Source organism: Rhizobium sp. YTU87027, assembly GCF_050644135.1.
Lineage (GTDB): Bacteria > Pseudomonadota > Alphaproteobacteria > Rhizobiales > Rhizobiaceae > Rhizobium.
On the sequence record NZ_CP098440.1, the window covers coordinates 33,824 to 48,646 of the forward strand.

Below are 14,823 nucleotides of genomic sequence, written 5' to 3' on the forward strand. Positions count from 1 at the left end.
TTGGCTCATGCGGGCGAATCCGCCTTCTTTTCTGTCTGCGGCGCGGCGCGGGCCGTGGTCGGCGGCGCGATGATGCCGGAGGGCATGCGCTCGCGCAGCTCGTCCTGCTCCTCGGCCATCACCGCCTTCAGGCGCGCGGTGATGTTCGAGCGTTTACTGTCGCCCGAGATTTTCTGGCCGACGAGGTCGGTCACGTAGAAGGTATCGATGACCTTCTCGCCGAAGGTGGTAATGCGGGCCGATTGAATGTCGAGCGACAGGTCCGAAAGAACCGCGGTGATTTCTGACAGCAGGCCCGGTCGGTCGAGGCATTCGACCTCGATAACGGTGAACTTGTTTGACAGGCTGTTGGAGATGTTGACCGACGGCGGGATGACGAAGGCCTTGCTCTTCTTGCGGTTCTTGGTCCGCGTCGCAATCACTTCGGGCAGCCGCTTGCGGCCGGAAAGCACGTCCTCGATCATGCGTCCGATGGTGCCAGCACGGCGCAGCTCGTCGGCGTCGTCCTTGAACTCGCGGCTGACATGGATCGTATCAAGCGCACGGCCATCCGAGGTCGTGAAGATCTGCGCGTCGACGATGTTGGCGCCCGCCGCGGCACAAGCGCCGGCGATGACGGCCAGAAGGCGCGGATGGTCAGGCGACAACACAGTGATCTCGGTGATCGCGTGGAAGCTGTCGGTGCGAACCATCGTCGCCAATGCCTGGCCGGCCTTGTCCGCCTGTCGGATAAAGCCTGCATGCCGGACCTGGTCTTCCAGGGGAACGGAGAGCAGGTAGGGCTGATAGTGCAGCTTGCTGTAGATCTTGCGGTCCTTCTGGCTCCAGTCGGAGAGCGCGTTGTAGAGCGCTTCGGCCGCGAAGTTGGCGCGCTCCTTGCGCGAAACCTCCGAGAAGCCGCCGGCAAGCAGCAGTTCCGTTTCATAATAGAGCGTGCGCAACAACTGGCCTTTCCAGCCGTTCCAGACACCGGGACCGACGGCGCGGATGTCACAGATCGTCAGGATCAGCAGCATCTTCAACCGGTCGAGTGATTGCACCACATCGGCAAAGTCGGTGATCGTCTTGCGGTCGGTAAGATCGCGCGTCTGCGCGACCATCGACATCGCCAGATGTTCTTCAATCAGCCAGACGACCATTTCGGTCTGCTTCTGCGACAGGCCGAACCGGGTGCACAGCTTGCGAGCGACGCGGGCGCCGGCAATCGAGTGGTCCTCCTGGCGGCCCTTGGCAATGTCGTGCAGCAGCACGGCGACATAAAGTGCCTCGCGGTCTTCGATGCCGGGCATCAGCTTGTTCGCGAGCGGGTGCAGGTCGTCGGCCTTGCCCTTGTCGATCTCCGATAGCACCTCGACAGTGCGGATCAGATGCTCGTCCACCGTATAGTGGTGGTACATGTTGAACTGCATCATCGCGACGATCTTGCCGAACTCGGGGATGAAGCGCCCGAGCACGCCGGCCTCGTTCATGCGCCGCAGGATCAGCGCCGGATCGCGCTTCGAGGTCAGGATCGACATGAAGAGGCGATTTGCCTCGTCGTTCTCGCGCAGATTGTTGTCGATCAGACTGAGCGAGCGGGTCACGCGCTTCAGTGCGTCCGGATGGAATTCCAGCCCATTGATGTCGGCGACATGGAACAGGCGGATGATACTGACCGGATCATTCTTGAATACATCTGGGCTTGCGAGCGCGATACGGCCGCGATCCTCGACGAATTCGGTGCTGCCGGCGATCTTGCGGCTGCGGTTCGCAAAGCGGCTGATGACGCCGGTCAGACCCGGCGTCGATTTCGCCTGCTGGTCCTCGAGCGCCGCGCAGAGAATGCGCGTCAGGTCGCCGACGTCCTTGGCGACGAGGAAGTAGTGCTTCATGAAGCGCTCGACGGCCGAAAGGCCGGGACGCGAGTGATATCCGAGCGCCTCGGCGATCTCGCGCTGGATATCGAAGGACAGCCGCTCTTCGGCTTTTCCGGTCAGGAAATGCATGTGGCAGCGCACCGCCCAGAGGAAGTCGTCGGCCTTCTGGAAGACGTGGTACTCGTGCTTCGAGAGAACGCCCAGCGGCACGAGCTCAGCCGTGTCGCGGACATGGTAGTAGTATTTCGAGATCCAGAAGAGCGTGTGTAGATCGCGCAGGCCGCCCTTGCCTTCCTTGACGTTGGGCTCAACGAGATAGCGCGTGTCACCGGCCTTGCGGTGGCGCTCGTCGCGCTCGGCAAGCTTGGCGGCGATGAATTCCGGGCCGGTGCCGGTGACGATCTCCTTGTCAAAACGCGTCTCAAGCTGCGTCTCCAGCGAGCGCAAGCCGCAGATGTAGCGCATTTCAAGGATCGCGGTACGGATGGTCATGTCTGATTTCGACAGCGCGATGCATTCTTCAATCGTGCGTGTCGCGTGGCCGACCTTGAAGCCCATGTCCCAGAGGACGTAGAGCATGAATTCGACCGCCTTGTGCGTTTCCTCGGCAGGCTTCGGCTGGAACAGGAACAGGAGGTCGATGTCGGAGCCCGGCGCCAGCGTGTCGCGGCCATAGCCGCCGACGGCCGTGACGGCGAACTTGTCCTTCTGTTTCGGGAAGACATGGGCGCAGACGAACTCGTAGAGAACCGTCGTAATCTGGTCCTGCAGCCACGAAATCCGCCGGGCGCAATTGATGCCACTGCCATCGGCCGAAAGCAGCGCGCGCGCCTTCTGGCGGCCTTCGCTGCTCGCCTTCTTGAGGGTCGCCAGCAGATCCGACCGCATGACGTCGGGCCGTGTCTTGTTGGCCTCGGCCACGGCGTCGCACATCTTCAGGAGATAGTCGGTGTCGAGGATATCGGAGAAATCGATTTCGTTCGTCGTCGCCATGCGCGGGGCGGCTTCCTGTTCGCGCGGCGCAGCCGTTTCCTGCTGCACCTCTCGTTTCGTCTGCATGCGCTATAGCCTCTTTGCCCGCCGATGACACGGGCTTTCCTACTGCAGAACCCTTAATTTTGGCAAAAAGGTGTTGCTGTGCCCGAAACTGTCGGCATGCGGCAATCAGGCAGCCACCTGTGCCTGCACGGAATAGAGTACCTGACGCGTCTCGCTGGTGATCGCCTCCAGCGTCTCTTGGTCGCACTCGCGGTAGCCGGCTTTGGCCACGCAAGACGATAGCTCCAGAATCCTGGCGCAGCAGCGGATGATCTGCAGCAGGCCGAAGGGCGAGGCCCAGCCGCGCGGCATGCCGCGCTCGTCCGCAAGCCGCAGCGCTTCAAGCGCGCTGAAGATCGCCGCAAGCCTCTGGGTCTCGTTGAACAACCGGTCGATGAACATTTGATCAGCCTTGCTTTAGCTTCTTCTTGAGTTCGTAGAGCGCATCCATTGCCTCGCGCGGGGTCATGTCGTCGAGGCTCATGCCTTTCAGCGCTTCCTCCACCTTCGAGGGGCCACGGCTGGCATCGTCGCGACGCACCGCGACCTGGAACAGTGGCAGGTCGTCGATGAGTTGGCTCGCCGGGTTCTTGCGGTCGGCATCTTCGAGACGCGTCAGCACGTCGCGGGCGCGCGCCACCACCGAGGCCGGCAGGCCGGCAAGCCGGGCGACCTGGATGCCGTAGGAGCGATCCGCAGCACCGGGGCCGACCTCGTGCAGGAAGATCACGTCGCCGTCCCATTCCTTTACGCGCATCGTGGCGTTCGATAGCCGCGCAAGCTTTTCCGAAAGCACCGTCAACTCATGGAAGTGGGTGGCGAAGAGGCCGCGGCAGCGGTTTGCCTCGTGCAGATGCTCGACGGCTGCCCAGGCGATGGAGAGGCCATCAAAGGTTGCAGTGCCACGGCCGATTTCATCGAGAATGACCAGCGAACGGTCGGTCGCCTGGTTGAGGATCGCCGCCGTTTCGACCATCTCGACCATGAAGGTCGAGCGGCCGCGCGCGAGATCGTCGGAGGCGCCGACACGCGAGAACAGCCGGTCGACGATGCCGATATGGGCGGAGATCGCCGGCACGAAGGAACCCATCTGTGCGAGGATGGCAATCAGCGCGTTTTGGCGCAGGAAGGTCGATTTGCCGCCCATGTTCGGGCCGGTCAGCAGCCAGATCGCGCCATCCTTGCCGTCGGAGACCGGCGAGAGATCGCAGTTGTTGGCGACGAACGGGCCTGATGATTGCCGCCGCAACGCCTGTTCGACGACAGGATGGCGCCCGCCCTCGATCGCAAACATCTTCGAGCCATCGACGAGCGGCCGGCAATAGGCCTGTTCGTCGGCCAGAAGCGCAAGGCCGGCGGCAACGTCGATGACCGCGAGCGCGCGGGCGCCTGCCTTGATTGCCTCGGCCTCGGCGACGACGGCTGATGTCATGTGGTCGAAGGCCGCCAGTTCGATCGCGAGCGCCTTGTCGGCGGCGTTAGCGATCCGGCTTTCCAGATCGGCAAGCTCCGTCGTGGTGAAGCGCATCGCGTTCGCCATCGTCTGGCGGTGAATGAAGCGGCCCTTTGCCTCCGGCGTATCGGTCATCGGCCCGGCATTGCCGGCAGTGACCTCGATAAAGTAGCCGAGGATATTGTTGTGCTTGATCTTCAGCGATTTGATGCCGGTTTCCTCGGCATATTGCAGCTGCAGGCCGGCAATGACACGACGCGATTGATCACGCAGCGCCCTGACCTCGTCGAGTTCGGCATTGGCGCCGTCCCGCAGGAAGCCGCCGTCGCGCTTCAATAGCGGCAACTCGTCGCCGAGGGTCTCGGAAAGCAGCGCTGCGAGGCCGGAGGGGAGGGCCTGGAGGCTGGAAAGCGCAAGCTTCAGTTCTTCGGGCAGCAGCGCTTCAGCAAGCAGCCGAGCAAGATCGCCCGCGGCATTCAGACCTTGGCGGATGGCGGCGAGGTCGCGCGGCCCGCCGCGGTCGAGCGCCAGGCGCGAGAGCGCGCGCGGCATATCCGGCACATGCTTGAGGTGGTGGCGCAAGTCGCCGCAAAGCGACGGCTCCTCCATCAGGAAGCCGATCGAATCCAGCCGCTCATTGATGCGGACGGGATCGGTCAGCGGCGACATCAGCCGTTCGGCGAGCAATCGTGCTCCGCCACCGGTGACGGTGCGGTCGATGGCCTTCAGCAGCGAGCCGTTGCGGTCGCCTGACAGTGTGCGGGCAAGTTCGAGGTTGGCGCGGGTCGCCGGATCGATGAACAGGGTGGAAGCGCCGCTTTCACGCTCCGGCCGTCCGAGTGGCGGGCGTTCGGCGATCTGTGTTTTCTCGACATAGGCGACGGCTGCCGCCGCCGCAGCAAGCTCGGCGCGCGAGAAGGTGCCGAAGCCATCGAGTGTCGAGACATTGAAATAGCGTGCGATCCGCCCTTCGGCGGTGGCGCTGTCGAAGAGCACGGCCGGCTGCGGAACGGCGGTGCGTCCCAGCACGTCGAAAACAGGCTTCAGTTCGGGATCGTGAAAGATCGTATCGGGCACGATCAGTTCGCGCGGGTCGATGCGCAGGATATCGGCGAGCAGGCGTGAGTTTTCGGTCTCGGCCAGCCGGAAAATCCCGGTCGAAATGTCGATCCAGGCAAGCGCCAGCACAGGCTCGGCGCTGGCGCGAATCCGGGTAAGCGCCATCAGATAGTTCGATTCCGATGGCGAAAGCAGCTTTTCCTCGGTGATCGTGCCCGGGGTCACCAGGCGGATCACGTCGCGCTTGACCACGGATTTGGAGCCGCGCTTCTTGGCTTCCGCCGGGTCCTCGACCTGCTCGCAGACGGCAACCCGGAAGCCGAGCGCGATCAATTTCTGCAGGTAGTCGTCGGCCGCATGCACCGGCACGCCGCACATTGGAATATCCTGCCCCATGTGCTGGCCGCGCTTGGTCAGCGTGATCCCGAGCGCGCGGGAGGCGTCCAGCGCATCCTCGAAGAACAGTTCGTAGAAATCGCCCATGCGATAGAACAGCAGCGAGTCAGGGTTGTTAGCCTTGATCTCGATGAATTGCTCCATCATCGGTGTCGCCGAGGCGCGGCTTTCTTCCGTGGCCAGCTCGGCAGCCGAAAAGGCTTCTATTCCAGTGTCTATTCGTTCGTTCACGGAGATGCATTTTTTCCAAAAAAGAGGTGCCAACCCTAGCTGCCCACAGCTATAGATGACAACCGCGATTGAGGAAGAGCAAGGCGTCACCCACAAGACGTTGGAGGAAAAATGCCCGATACCGAGAAGAAGCAGCGGCCGGTTACATCAGTGACCGACAACGAGGCTCTTGAGTTCCACGCCATGGGGCGGCCCGGAAAGCTGGAGATCAACGCCACGAAGCCGATGGCGACGCAGCGCGATCTGTCGCTTGCCTATTCGCCGGGAGTTGCCGTTCCGGTGAAGGCAATCGCCGCCGATCCCGCCACCGCCTATGATTATACGACGCGCGGCAACATGGTCGCGGTCATCTCCAACGGTACGGCGATCCTTGGTCTCGGCAATCTCGGCGCATTGGCCTCCAAGCCCGTGATGGAGGGCAAGTCGGTGCTCTTCAAGCGCTTTGCCGACGTCGACTCCATCGATCTCGAAGTCGACACCGAAAATGTCGACGAGTTCATCAACTGCGTCCGCTACCTCGGCCCGTCGTTCGGCGGCATCAATCTTGAGGATATCAAGGCGCCGGACTGCTTCATCATCGAGCAGCGCTTGCGCGAGTTGATGGACATTCCGGTTTTCCATGACGACCAGCACGGCACTGCGATCATCGCGGCCGCCGGCCTCATCAACGCACTGGAACTGACGGGTCGCGACCTGAAGACGACGAAGCTCGTCTGCAACGGGGCGGGTGCCGCGGCCATCGCCTGCGTCGAACTCATCAAGGCGATGGGCTTCGCGCCCGAGAATATCGTCCTTTGCGACACCAAGGGCGTGATCTATCAGGGCCGCACCGAGGGCATGAACCAGTGGAAGTCGGCGCACGCGGTCAAGACCAAGGCGCGCACGCTCGAGGAGGCCATGAAGGGCGCCGACGTGGTCCTTGGCCTCTCGCAGAAGGGCGCCTTCTCGGAGAAAATGATTCGCTCGATGGCCGACCGACCGATCATCTTCGCGATGGCCAATCCCGATCCTGAGATCACGCCGGAAGAGGTCGCCCGCATCCGCGACGACGCCATTATGGCAACGGGCCGATCCGACTATCCGAACCAGGTCAACAATGTTCTCGGCTTTCCCTATATCTTCCGCGGCGCGCTGGATGTTCGAGCCACCACCATCAATGACGCCATGAAGATCGCCGCAGTCCAGGCGCTGGCAAACCTGGCTCGCGAGGACGTGCCTGATGATGTCGTTGCCGCCTACCAGGGCAACCGTCCGCGCTTCGGCGCGCAATACATCATTCCGGTACCGTTCGATCCGCGCCTGATCTCTGCGATCCCGGTTGCCGTAGCGCAGGCTGCGATTGACAGCGGCGTCGCCCGCAAACCGATCGCCGACATGGCTGCCTATGCCCGCGAACTTTCCGGCCGCCGGGATCCCATCGCCTCGACGCTGGCGAGCCTCTACGAACGAGTTCGCCGCCGCCCGAAGCGGGTGGTCTTTGCCGAAGCCGAAGAAGAGCAGGTCATGCGTGCGGCAATGTCCTACGCCAACCAGCAGCTCGGCACGGCGATCCTTCTCGGTCGCGAAGACCTGATTCGTGCGACCGCCGAGCGCGCCGGCATCGATCTCAATCGGCCGGGACTGGAAATCGTCAACGCACGCATTTCCACCCGCGTCGAGGCCTATATCGACTACCTCTATGCGCGCCTGCAGCGCAAAGGTTACCTGCACCGCGATGCCCAGCGCCTGATCCATCAGGACCGCAACCACTTCGCTGCCTGCATGGTGGCGCTTGGCGACGCCGACGGGATGGTTACGGGCATCACCCGAAACTATTCGACGGCGCTCGAAGATGTGCGCCGCTGCATCGACATGAAGCCGGGGCATCAGGTGATCGGCGTTTCGGTTGCGCTCTGCCGCGGCCGCACCGTCTTCGTCGCGGATACCGCCGTACACGATATGCCATCGGCCGCCGAACTCGCCGATATCGCCGTGGAAGCCGCGGGTTTCGCGCGCCGCATGGGTTATCAACCGCGTGTCGCCATGCTTGCCTATTCGACCTTCGGCCATCCCTCGGGCGAGCGCTCCGAGCGCGTGCGCGAGGCCGTAAAGATCCTCGACAAGCGCCGCGTCGATTTTGAGTACGACGGCGAGATGGCGGCCGACGTGGCGCTGAACCGCAAGGTGATGGAGCAGTATCCGTTCTGCCGCCTGTCGGGGCCGGCGAACGTACTGGTCATGCCGGCCTTCCACTCGGCCTCGATCTCAACGAAGATGCTCCAGGAGCTCGGCGGTTCGACCGTCATTGGCCCGATCCTCGTCGGCCTCGACAAGGCGGTTCAGATCACTTCGATGGGTGCGAAGGATTCCGACATCGTCAACATGGCCGCAATCGCAGCCTACACTGGATCGTGAAACAGAAAATGGAGCGGGAGGCATCCTCCCGCTCCATCCTTCCATCGATGGAAAAAATCAGCTCGCGAACCGTCCGGCGTCAGCGCCGTAATAGTTCAGGTAACGATCGGAAATGCTGGCGATCGGCAAAACGATCAGAACATCCGTCGTGTTGAAAGCCTTGTCGACGACGGCAGTCGAACCGACCATGGCGCCGAGGCGGAGATAACCCTTGATCAGCGGCGGCAACGCCATCAAAGCCCGCTTCGGGTTGACCGCTTCAACCGGCATCAAATCCATGTCGCGGGCCAAGTGTGGAAGGGCGGCAACGGCCCACTCATCCTTGGCGGCAACGTTGTGATGCAGGAATGACAGCGCCAGCGCGTGGCTTTCCGGGTGGATGCCGGGGAAAGAGGCGCAGCCGAACATGGCGCTCATGCCATGCTTCAGCGCATAGGCCCAATTGCCCTGCCACAGAAGTTCGACGGTACGCTTGGTGCGGTAGTCGGGCAGCACGCACGAGCGACCGAGCTCCATGAACCGCTTATCCGGATGGCGGGCAAGCAGTTCGTCGATCGCGAATTCCGAAGCCGAGTAAAAGCCACCATTCGCCATCGCGACTTCCTGTCGCAGCAGGCGATAGGTGCCGACGATCTGATCCTCGCCGTCGCTCTCGATCGAGCGATCGAGCACCAGGAGGTGGTCGCAGAATGCGTCGTAGGAATCGAAATCACGTTTGCGGCGCATGGCTTCCGGTGAAAGCTGTGCACCCATTTCTTCGACGAAAACCCGGAAGCGAACAGCCTGGGCGGCATCGATCTCGCTGGCTGTGCGGGCAAGCCGGGTCTCGAGATTGCCGATGCGGCCGAGGATATCGCCGTCCTTTGGCGCAAGCGTGCTCGACGGCCGATGAACCTCGGCGACGACGTCACAGTTGAGGGCGTCTACTGACATGGCGATTCTCCCGTTGCCGGCTTTTGACACGCCATAAAACACTTATATGCGACAGGAAAGTGACATCATATACCCGGTCACACGCAAGAAGCGTGCCGGTTGTTTGATGGCTACCGCGCCTCCGCGCGGCGGGCCGAAAGCGCAGCAACAGCTTGGACTTCCGTCAGCAACCTTATCGGGTCAACCGGCTTTACCATGACGCGGTTTGCACCATTCAGCAAGACTTGTCTACGGGATTCGTCGCGCTTGTCGGCCGTCAGTACGATGATCGGGACGGGTGGAACATCGAGCCGGCGTTCATGGCCGCGTAGCCGGCCAAGCATATCGATGCCGTCGCCCCCGGGCATGGAAAGGTCGCTGATGACGATATCGGGGCGCACGCTTCCCTCAGACAGCGCACGGTCGAGGAGCGTTTCGAAATGTTCGACATGCTCGACCGTGTGGCCGGCTTTTTCGAGCATCGCGCGAATGAGCATCGCGTTGATCGGATCGTCCTCCGCCAGCAGGATCCGCAGCCCGCTCTGGATTCCGGCATCAGGGATGGCAACGCTGAACCCGGGCTGGTTGTCGTTCAGCGCATCGCGCTTCTCCATGCCGCGCATCCGTCCACGCAGCACGTCGATCAGCGACTGTTCGCGCAGCGGTCGTATCAGCCAGGCGTCGAACAGGTCGAGCGCATGGGCGTTGCGCTCCTCGGGGTTGACCAGGAAGATCTTGCGCAGACCCAATGCCGCGATCTCGGCCCGGTCGGCGAGGTGGTCGGCAAACTCCGCTGACATGCGGTGGTCGACGATAATGTCGGTTGGGCGGCGGCCGCTCGCGGCCATGGCGAGCAGCATGTCGTGTGCGCTCGCGCCATCCGTGACCAGATGGCAATCGCCGCCGAGTGTTGCGATCGTCTCCGATATCGCCATGCGCGCCGCGCCGGCAGGAGCCAGCAGCAGCACGAGGCTGCCGGCAAGCACGCCATTGCGGCTGCCGCGGCTTTCCTCCGGTATGTCGATCGGAAACCGAATGATGAATTCGCTGCCGGTTCCTTTTTCGCTGGCGACCGCAAGGGAACCGCCGAACTCGCGCATGATACGCGCGGAGATGGAGAGACCTAGGCCCGTCCCGGCGCTCTTTTCGATCGGCGTTCCGCCTTGCTCGAATTCACCGAAGACGCGGTTCTGTTCTTCCCGAGTCATACCCGGCCCGGTATCGTTGACGCTGATCAGGACGTCGCTGGCCTCCAGCGAGGCTCGCACGAAAACACCGCCTGCCTGGGTGAATTTCACGGCGTTGCCGATCACGTTGAACAGCACCTGACGCAGGCGCGCCGGATCGAAGCTCATCAGTTCAGGCAGGTTGGAGGAAACAGTGGCACCGATCTCGATACCCTTGTCATGGGCACGGTGGGAGAGCATCTCGACGACGCTCTCAAGCAGCTTTCGCAGCGATTCGGCCCGCGGCCGCAGCTGAAAGCGGCCAACCTCGATGGTCGAGAAGTCGAGCAGGTCCTCGACCAACTGTGTCAATGCATAGCCGGATTGGCGGATGCCTGTGAGATAATTCTGCTGTTCCTGCGTCAGTCGGGTTTCGGTCAAGAGATGCGTCATGCCGAGGATGCCGGAAAGCGGTGTGCGGATTTCATGGCTGACTGTGGCAAGCAGGCGTGACTTGGCCGCGCTGTTATACTCAGCCTTTTGCCGAGCCTCCTCGCGAGCCTGTGCCGTCAGCCGCTCTTCGGTGACGTCGCGGGCGATGCTCTGCAGTAGCAATCGTCCATCGCCAGGATCGCGGGTAACGACGTCACGCCAGAAGTAGATGCGCTGACCTTCGGGCGTCGAGATCTCCACTTCGAAGCGATGCGGTGCCGGGCCGGGACGAAAGGCGATCCCGATCTCCTCACAAGTCAGTCCCTCCGGATTGAGCCTGCCGGTCAGCCGACGAAATACCTCGTTGGCGCCGACGATACGCCGGTCCATGTTGCGCGTGACTGAAATGTCGCCAAGCGCGTCATGGATATCGGCGAAAAGAGCCGCCCCCTGGCTCCATACGGATGAGACGCCGCTGGGATGTTTCCGCGCGGGTCTCCGCCTCGCGGTCGAAAGGACTGCGAGAAGGACGACAAAAGACAATGCGGCAAAGCCTAGGCCGATCGCCAGCAACAGCGGGCTGCCCGCCTGGGCCATGGCAACAAGGACAGAGCCGGCAACAACGCCAAGGCCGCCCAACCACCATGACAGCAACTTGCGGCCGACGCGGTCACGCTGGAATGGCGAAACGACCGCGGTTTGGGGCGCAACAGCATTCGAAACCCGCTCGCCGTCGCGATGAGCGGTATGCCGCCGGAAAGCTGCGGCAAGTCTTTCGTGCAATTGACCGAGACCGTGCATGGTCCCGTGATAGCATAGCGGCGGTTCCAAATGCCTTCAGCAAACCGCTAAGATTTTAGCGGTTTGCGTTTTTAGGTTGTATCAGCTCGTCCAGAATCACGCATCCCGCGCCGATCGTGATGAAACTGTCAGCCAGGTTGAAGACGGCAAACGACCATGTCTCGGTATGAAACAGGATGTAGTCGATCACATGCCCGTAGAGGAAGCGATCGATCAGGTTGCCGAGCGCCCCCGCAATGATCAGCGCATAGCCAAGATGGGCGAAGGTGCGCTGCTTGCCTGTGCGATGCCACAGCCAGATCACGAAGGCGACGATAATGAGGCGCATTCCGACAATGAACCAGCCGTCCATGCCTGAAAGCATCGAGAAGGCGACGCCGAGATTGTAGGTCCGGTAGAGCGCCAGCATCGGGATAAGATGCACCGGCTCCTGCAGTGGTAACGTGTGGTCGACGACGATCTTGACGATCTGGTCGAGCACGACGGCAATGACGATGAAGATCAGGATCGGCAGCGGACGGGCAAACAGGGTCGGTCGTTCAAGCGTCTGTTCGGTCATTTGGCCTCGTCGAGTGAGAGGAGATGGCGGCGTGCCTCGAACAGCATGACGGCGCTGGCGACGGCCAGATTGAGCGAGTCGGCGCGGCCCTGCTGCGGAATACGGGCAAGCGCATCGGCTTCCTTGGCAAGATGCTCCGGCAGACCGGACTGCTCGTTGCCCATCAGGATGACCACAGGCCTCTTTTTGTAGTCGATCGTCCGGTAATCGACTGACCCGGCCAGATGCGTGGCGACGACGGAAACGCCGGCGTGCCTCTTCCAGGCAATAAATTCTTCCGCCGTGGCGCGCGCAACGGGAACGGCAAACACCGAGCCCATGGTGGCGCGCACGGTTTCCAGCGAGAAGGGATCGGTTGTCTCGCCGACGAGGATGACGCCGGAGGCGCCGGCAGCGTCAGCCGTGCGAATGATCGTGCCGAGATTGCCGGGGTCGCGGACGCGGTCGAGCGCAATCCAGGTTTCACCCTGTTTCGGATGGATCTCGCGCAATGGCCTCCAGCGGCTCTCGAAGATACCGACGACCATCTGCGGATTGTCGCGGCGGGTGATCGAGGAAAGCACTTTCTCGCTGACCTCGAGCACCAGTCCACCCGTGGCGATAGTCCTTGCCGCCATCTGTTCGACGAGCGGCTTGCCCTTGGCTGCCTTGGCGTAAACCAGCGTACGGATCGTCCAGCCGAGCTCGATGGCATCGATCACCAGCTTCAGCCCTTCGGCCATGAAGGTGCCGCTCTGCTCGCGCGTCTTCTTGTCGCTGAGCCCCTTGATGTCCTTGATGATGGGATTGGCGAGCGAGGTGACCTCTTTCACGTGCCCGACCTTATGCGGGCCGTGGCCCTTGTGCTCATGGCTCATTTCGGCACCCAGCGGGAGAAGAGGGATGTGGAGAGCGCGCGGCCCGGCGCCTTGCCGTCCAGCCCGGCCTCGCGAATGACCAGCTCGCCTGACTCGACGACACCACCGGCTCCGCGCATCGTCTCGCGCATCAGCTCATGGATCGAATAGAAGCTGGCGCGGATCGAATAGGCGGTCAGCACGAGCCCGACTGCCTTCGGCGACAGGATTTCGCGGCAGATGTCGAGCATGACAGGCAGATGCTCGAAGAGGTGCCAGACCTCGCCATTCGGCCCACGGCCGAACTTCGGCGGATCTGTGAGGATGATGTCGTATTTGTTGCCGCGGCGTTCCTCGCGCTGGATGAACTTCATCGCGTCTTCGCAGATCCAGCGGATCGGCGCCTTCTCCAGCCCGCTCAAGGCCTGGTTTTCGCGCGCCCAGCCGATCGCCTTCTTCGACGCATCGACATGCGTAACCTCTGCGCCTGCCGCTGCCGCGACGAGAGAGGCGACGCCGGTGTAGCCGAAGAGGTTCAGCACCTTCAGTGGTCGTCCAGCGGCTTCAACCTGCTGCTTCATCCAGGTCCAGTGGACGATCTGCTCGGGAAAGACGCCGACATGCCGGAAGGAGGTAAAACGGCCAAGGAAATCCACGCCGAGCAGGTTGAGCGGCCAGGTCTCGCCAAGTGCCTCCTTGGGAAAGCGCCAGCGCCCTGTGCCTTCCTCGTCGGTATCGCCGGTGAAGACGGCGTCGACCTTTTCCCAGACCTGCTTTGGCAAGGATGGCTGCCACAGCGCCTGGCCTTCCGGGCGCACGATCCGGTAGGGGCCGTATTGTTCGAGCTTTTCGCCATTGCCGCTGTCGATCAGATGGAAGTCACCCGCGCCAAGGGATTCGAGAATGACGGGAACGCGCTCAGCCGGACGTTCTCCGGTGCGCACCATCAGCTGCCGCTCAATCGCCGTCGGCACGGACGCCGGTTCGCGGACCTTCTCGCGAGCCTGCGCAGGCTTTGCAGCGGGCTTCGTCGGGCGCGGGCTGCGATCGTCGGCGCGGCGTCCGCCGGAGGGGCCGGCGGCGGGTTTCTGGCCTGGCCGGCGTTCTTTCTGTCTCAACGTGATTTTCCGCGTGCTTCAATTCGATAGAGCTCGTGCAAATAGCATTCCGTTTCACCTTGGCAAAGCGCTTTCCGGCTGTGATAAATTGAGCCAGGTCGAAATGGGAGGATTTCGGATGGACTTGACCGGCGAAGAACGGATTATGGCGCCGCGGGATGTCGTATGGGCCGCGCTGAATGATCCTGAGATACTGAGGCAGTGCATTCCGGGCTGTCAGAGCCTGGAGATGAAGTCGGCGACCGAGTTGGCGGCGGTGGTTAAGGTGAAGATCGGCCCCGTTTCGGCGACCTTCAACGGCGAAGTCACGCTTTCCAATATCAACGTGCCGGAGAGCTACACGATCTCAGGCGAAGGCAAGGGCGGTATCGCTGGCTTTGCCAAAGGCGGGGCTGATGTCGTGCTGAAGGACGACGGCGGCGAAACGGTCCTGCAGTACGAAGCAAAAGCGCAGGTCGGGGGTAAAATCGCGCAGCTCGGAGCGCGATTGATCGACTCGACATCCGCGAAGCTGGCGCAGCAGTTCTTCTCCAATTTCAACGCCGCCGTCAGTGCCAAGGCGGCGGAGTAAG

Annotated in this window: 10 protein-coding genes; 2 read left to right on the forward strand and 8 right to left on the reverse strand. The window is 62.3% G+C overall.

Annotated elements, in window-relative coordinates; all coding sequences use genetic code 11:
- Positions 1-5: 5 nt before the first annotated feature.
- From NBG89_RS00185 to mutS, 3 genes are all read right to left on the reverse strand, one after another.
- A complete protein-coding gene (locus NBG89_RS00185) occupies positions 6-2,915 on the reverse strand; it encodes a [protein-PII] uridylyltransferase (protein WP_431321214.1) in 2,910 nt (969 codons plus the stop codon).
- A gap of 105 nt (positions 2,916-3,020) precedes the next feature.
- Complete coding sequence (locus tag NBG89_RS00190) at positions 3,021-3,296, reverse strand: hypothetical protein (protein WP_431321215.1); 276 nt, start codon at positions 3,294-3,296, stop codon at positions 3,021-3,023.
- A gap of 4 nt (positions 3,297-3,300) precedes the next feature.
- Positions 3,301-6,033, reverse strand: a complete 2,733-nt coding sequence (gene mutS, locus NBG89_RS00195) for a DNA mismatch repair protein MutS (protein WP_431321216.1) — start codon at positions 6,031-6,033, stop codon at positions 3,301-3,303.
- A 111-nt stretch (positions 6,034-6,144) separates the two neighbouring features.
- Between mutS and NBG89_RS00200 the strand changes: the two genes are divergently transcribed.
- Complete coding sequence (locus NBG89_RS00200; RefSeq protein WP_431321217.1) at positions 6,145-8,427, forward strand: NADP-dependent malic enzyme; 2,283 nt, start codon at positions 6,145-6,147, stop codon at positions 8,425-8,427.
- A gap of 57 nt (positions 8,428-8,484) precedes the next feature.
- Here the strand turns inward: NBG89_RS00200 and NBG89_RS00205 are convergent, their stop codons facing one another.
- The 5 genes from NBG89_RS00205 to NBG89_RS00225 form a co-directional block, all read right to left on the reverse strand.
- Positions 8,485-9,360: a GNAT family N-acetyltransferase gene (locus NBG89_RS00205; RefSeq protein ID WP_431321218.1), complete on the reverse strand. Its 876-nt coding sequence runs from the start codon at positions 9,358-9,360 to the stop codon at positions 8,485-8,487.
- Between the two features lie 110 nt (positions 9,361-9,470).
- A complete protein-coding gene (locus tag NBG89_RS00210; RefSeq protein WP_431321219.1) occupies positions 9,471-11,738 on the reverse strand; it encodes an ATP-binding protein in 2,268 nt (755 codons plus the stop codon).
- 55 nt (positions 11,739-11,793) lie between these two features.
- On the reverse strand, positions 11,794-12,297 hold the full coding sequence (lspA, locus tag NBG89_RS00215; RefSeq protein ID WP_431321220.1) for a signal peptidase II: 504 nt from the start codon (positions 12,295-12,297) through the stop codon (positions 11,794-11,796).
- Complete coding sequence (locus tag NBG89_RS00220; protein WP_431321221.1) at positions 12,294-13,154, reverse strand: TrmH family RNA methyltransferase; 861 nt, start codon at positions 13,152-13,154, stop codon at positions 12,294-12,296. The genes lspA and NBG89_RS00220 overlap by 4 nt, the downstream gene beginning before the upstream one ends.
- Positions 13,151-14,251, reverse strand: a complete 1,101-nt coding sequence (locus tag NBG89_RS00225; protein WP_431321222.1) for a class I SAM-dependent methyltransferase — start codon at positions 14,249-14,251, stop codon at positions 13,151-13,153. The genes NBG89_RS00220 and NBG89_RS00225 overlap by 4 nt, the downstream gene beginning before the upstream one ends.
- Positions 14,252-14,369: 118 nt before the next feature.
- On the opposite strand from NBG89_RS00225, the gene NBG89_RS00230 reads away from it, so the two are divergent.
- Positions 14,370-14,822 (forward strand): SRPBCC family protein, encoded by a 453-nt coding sequence (locus NBG89_RS00230; RefSeq protein WP_431321223.1) that lies wholly within the window; start codon positions 14,370-14,372, stop codon positions 14,820-14,822.
- Position 14,823: the final 1 nt, after the last annotated feature.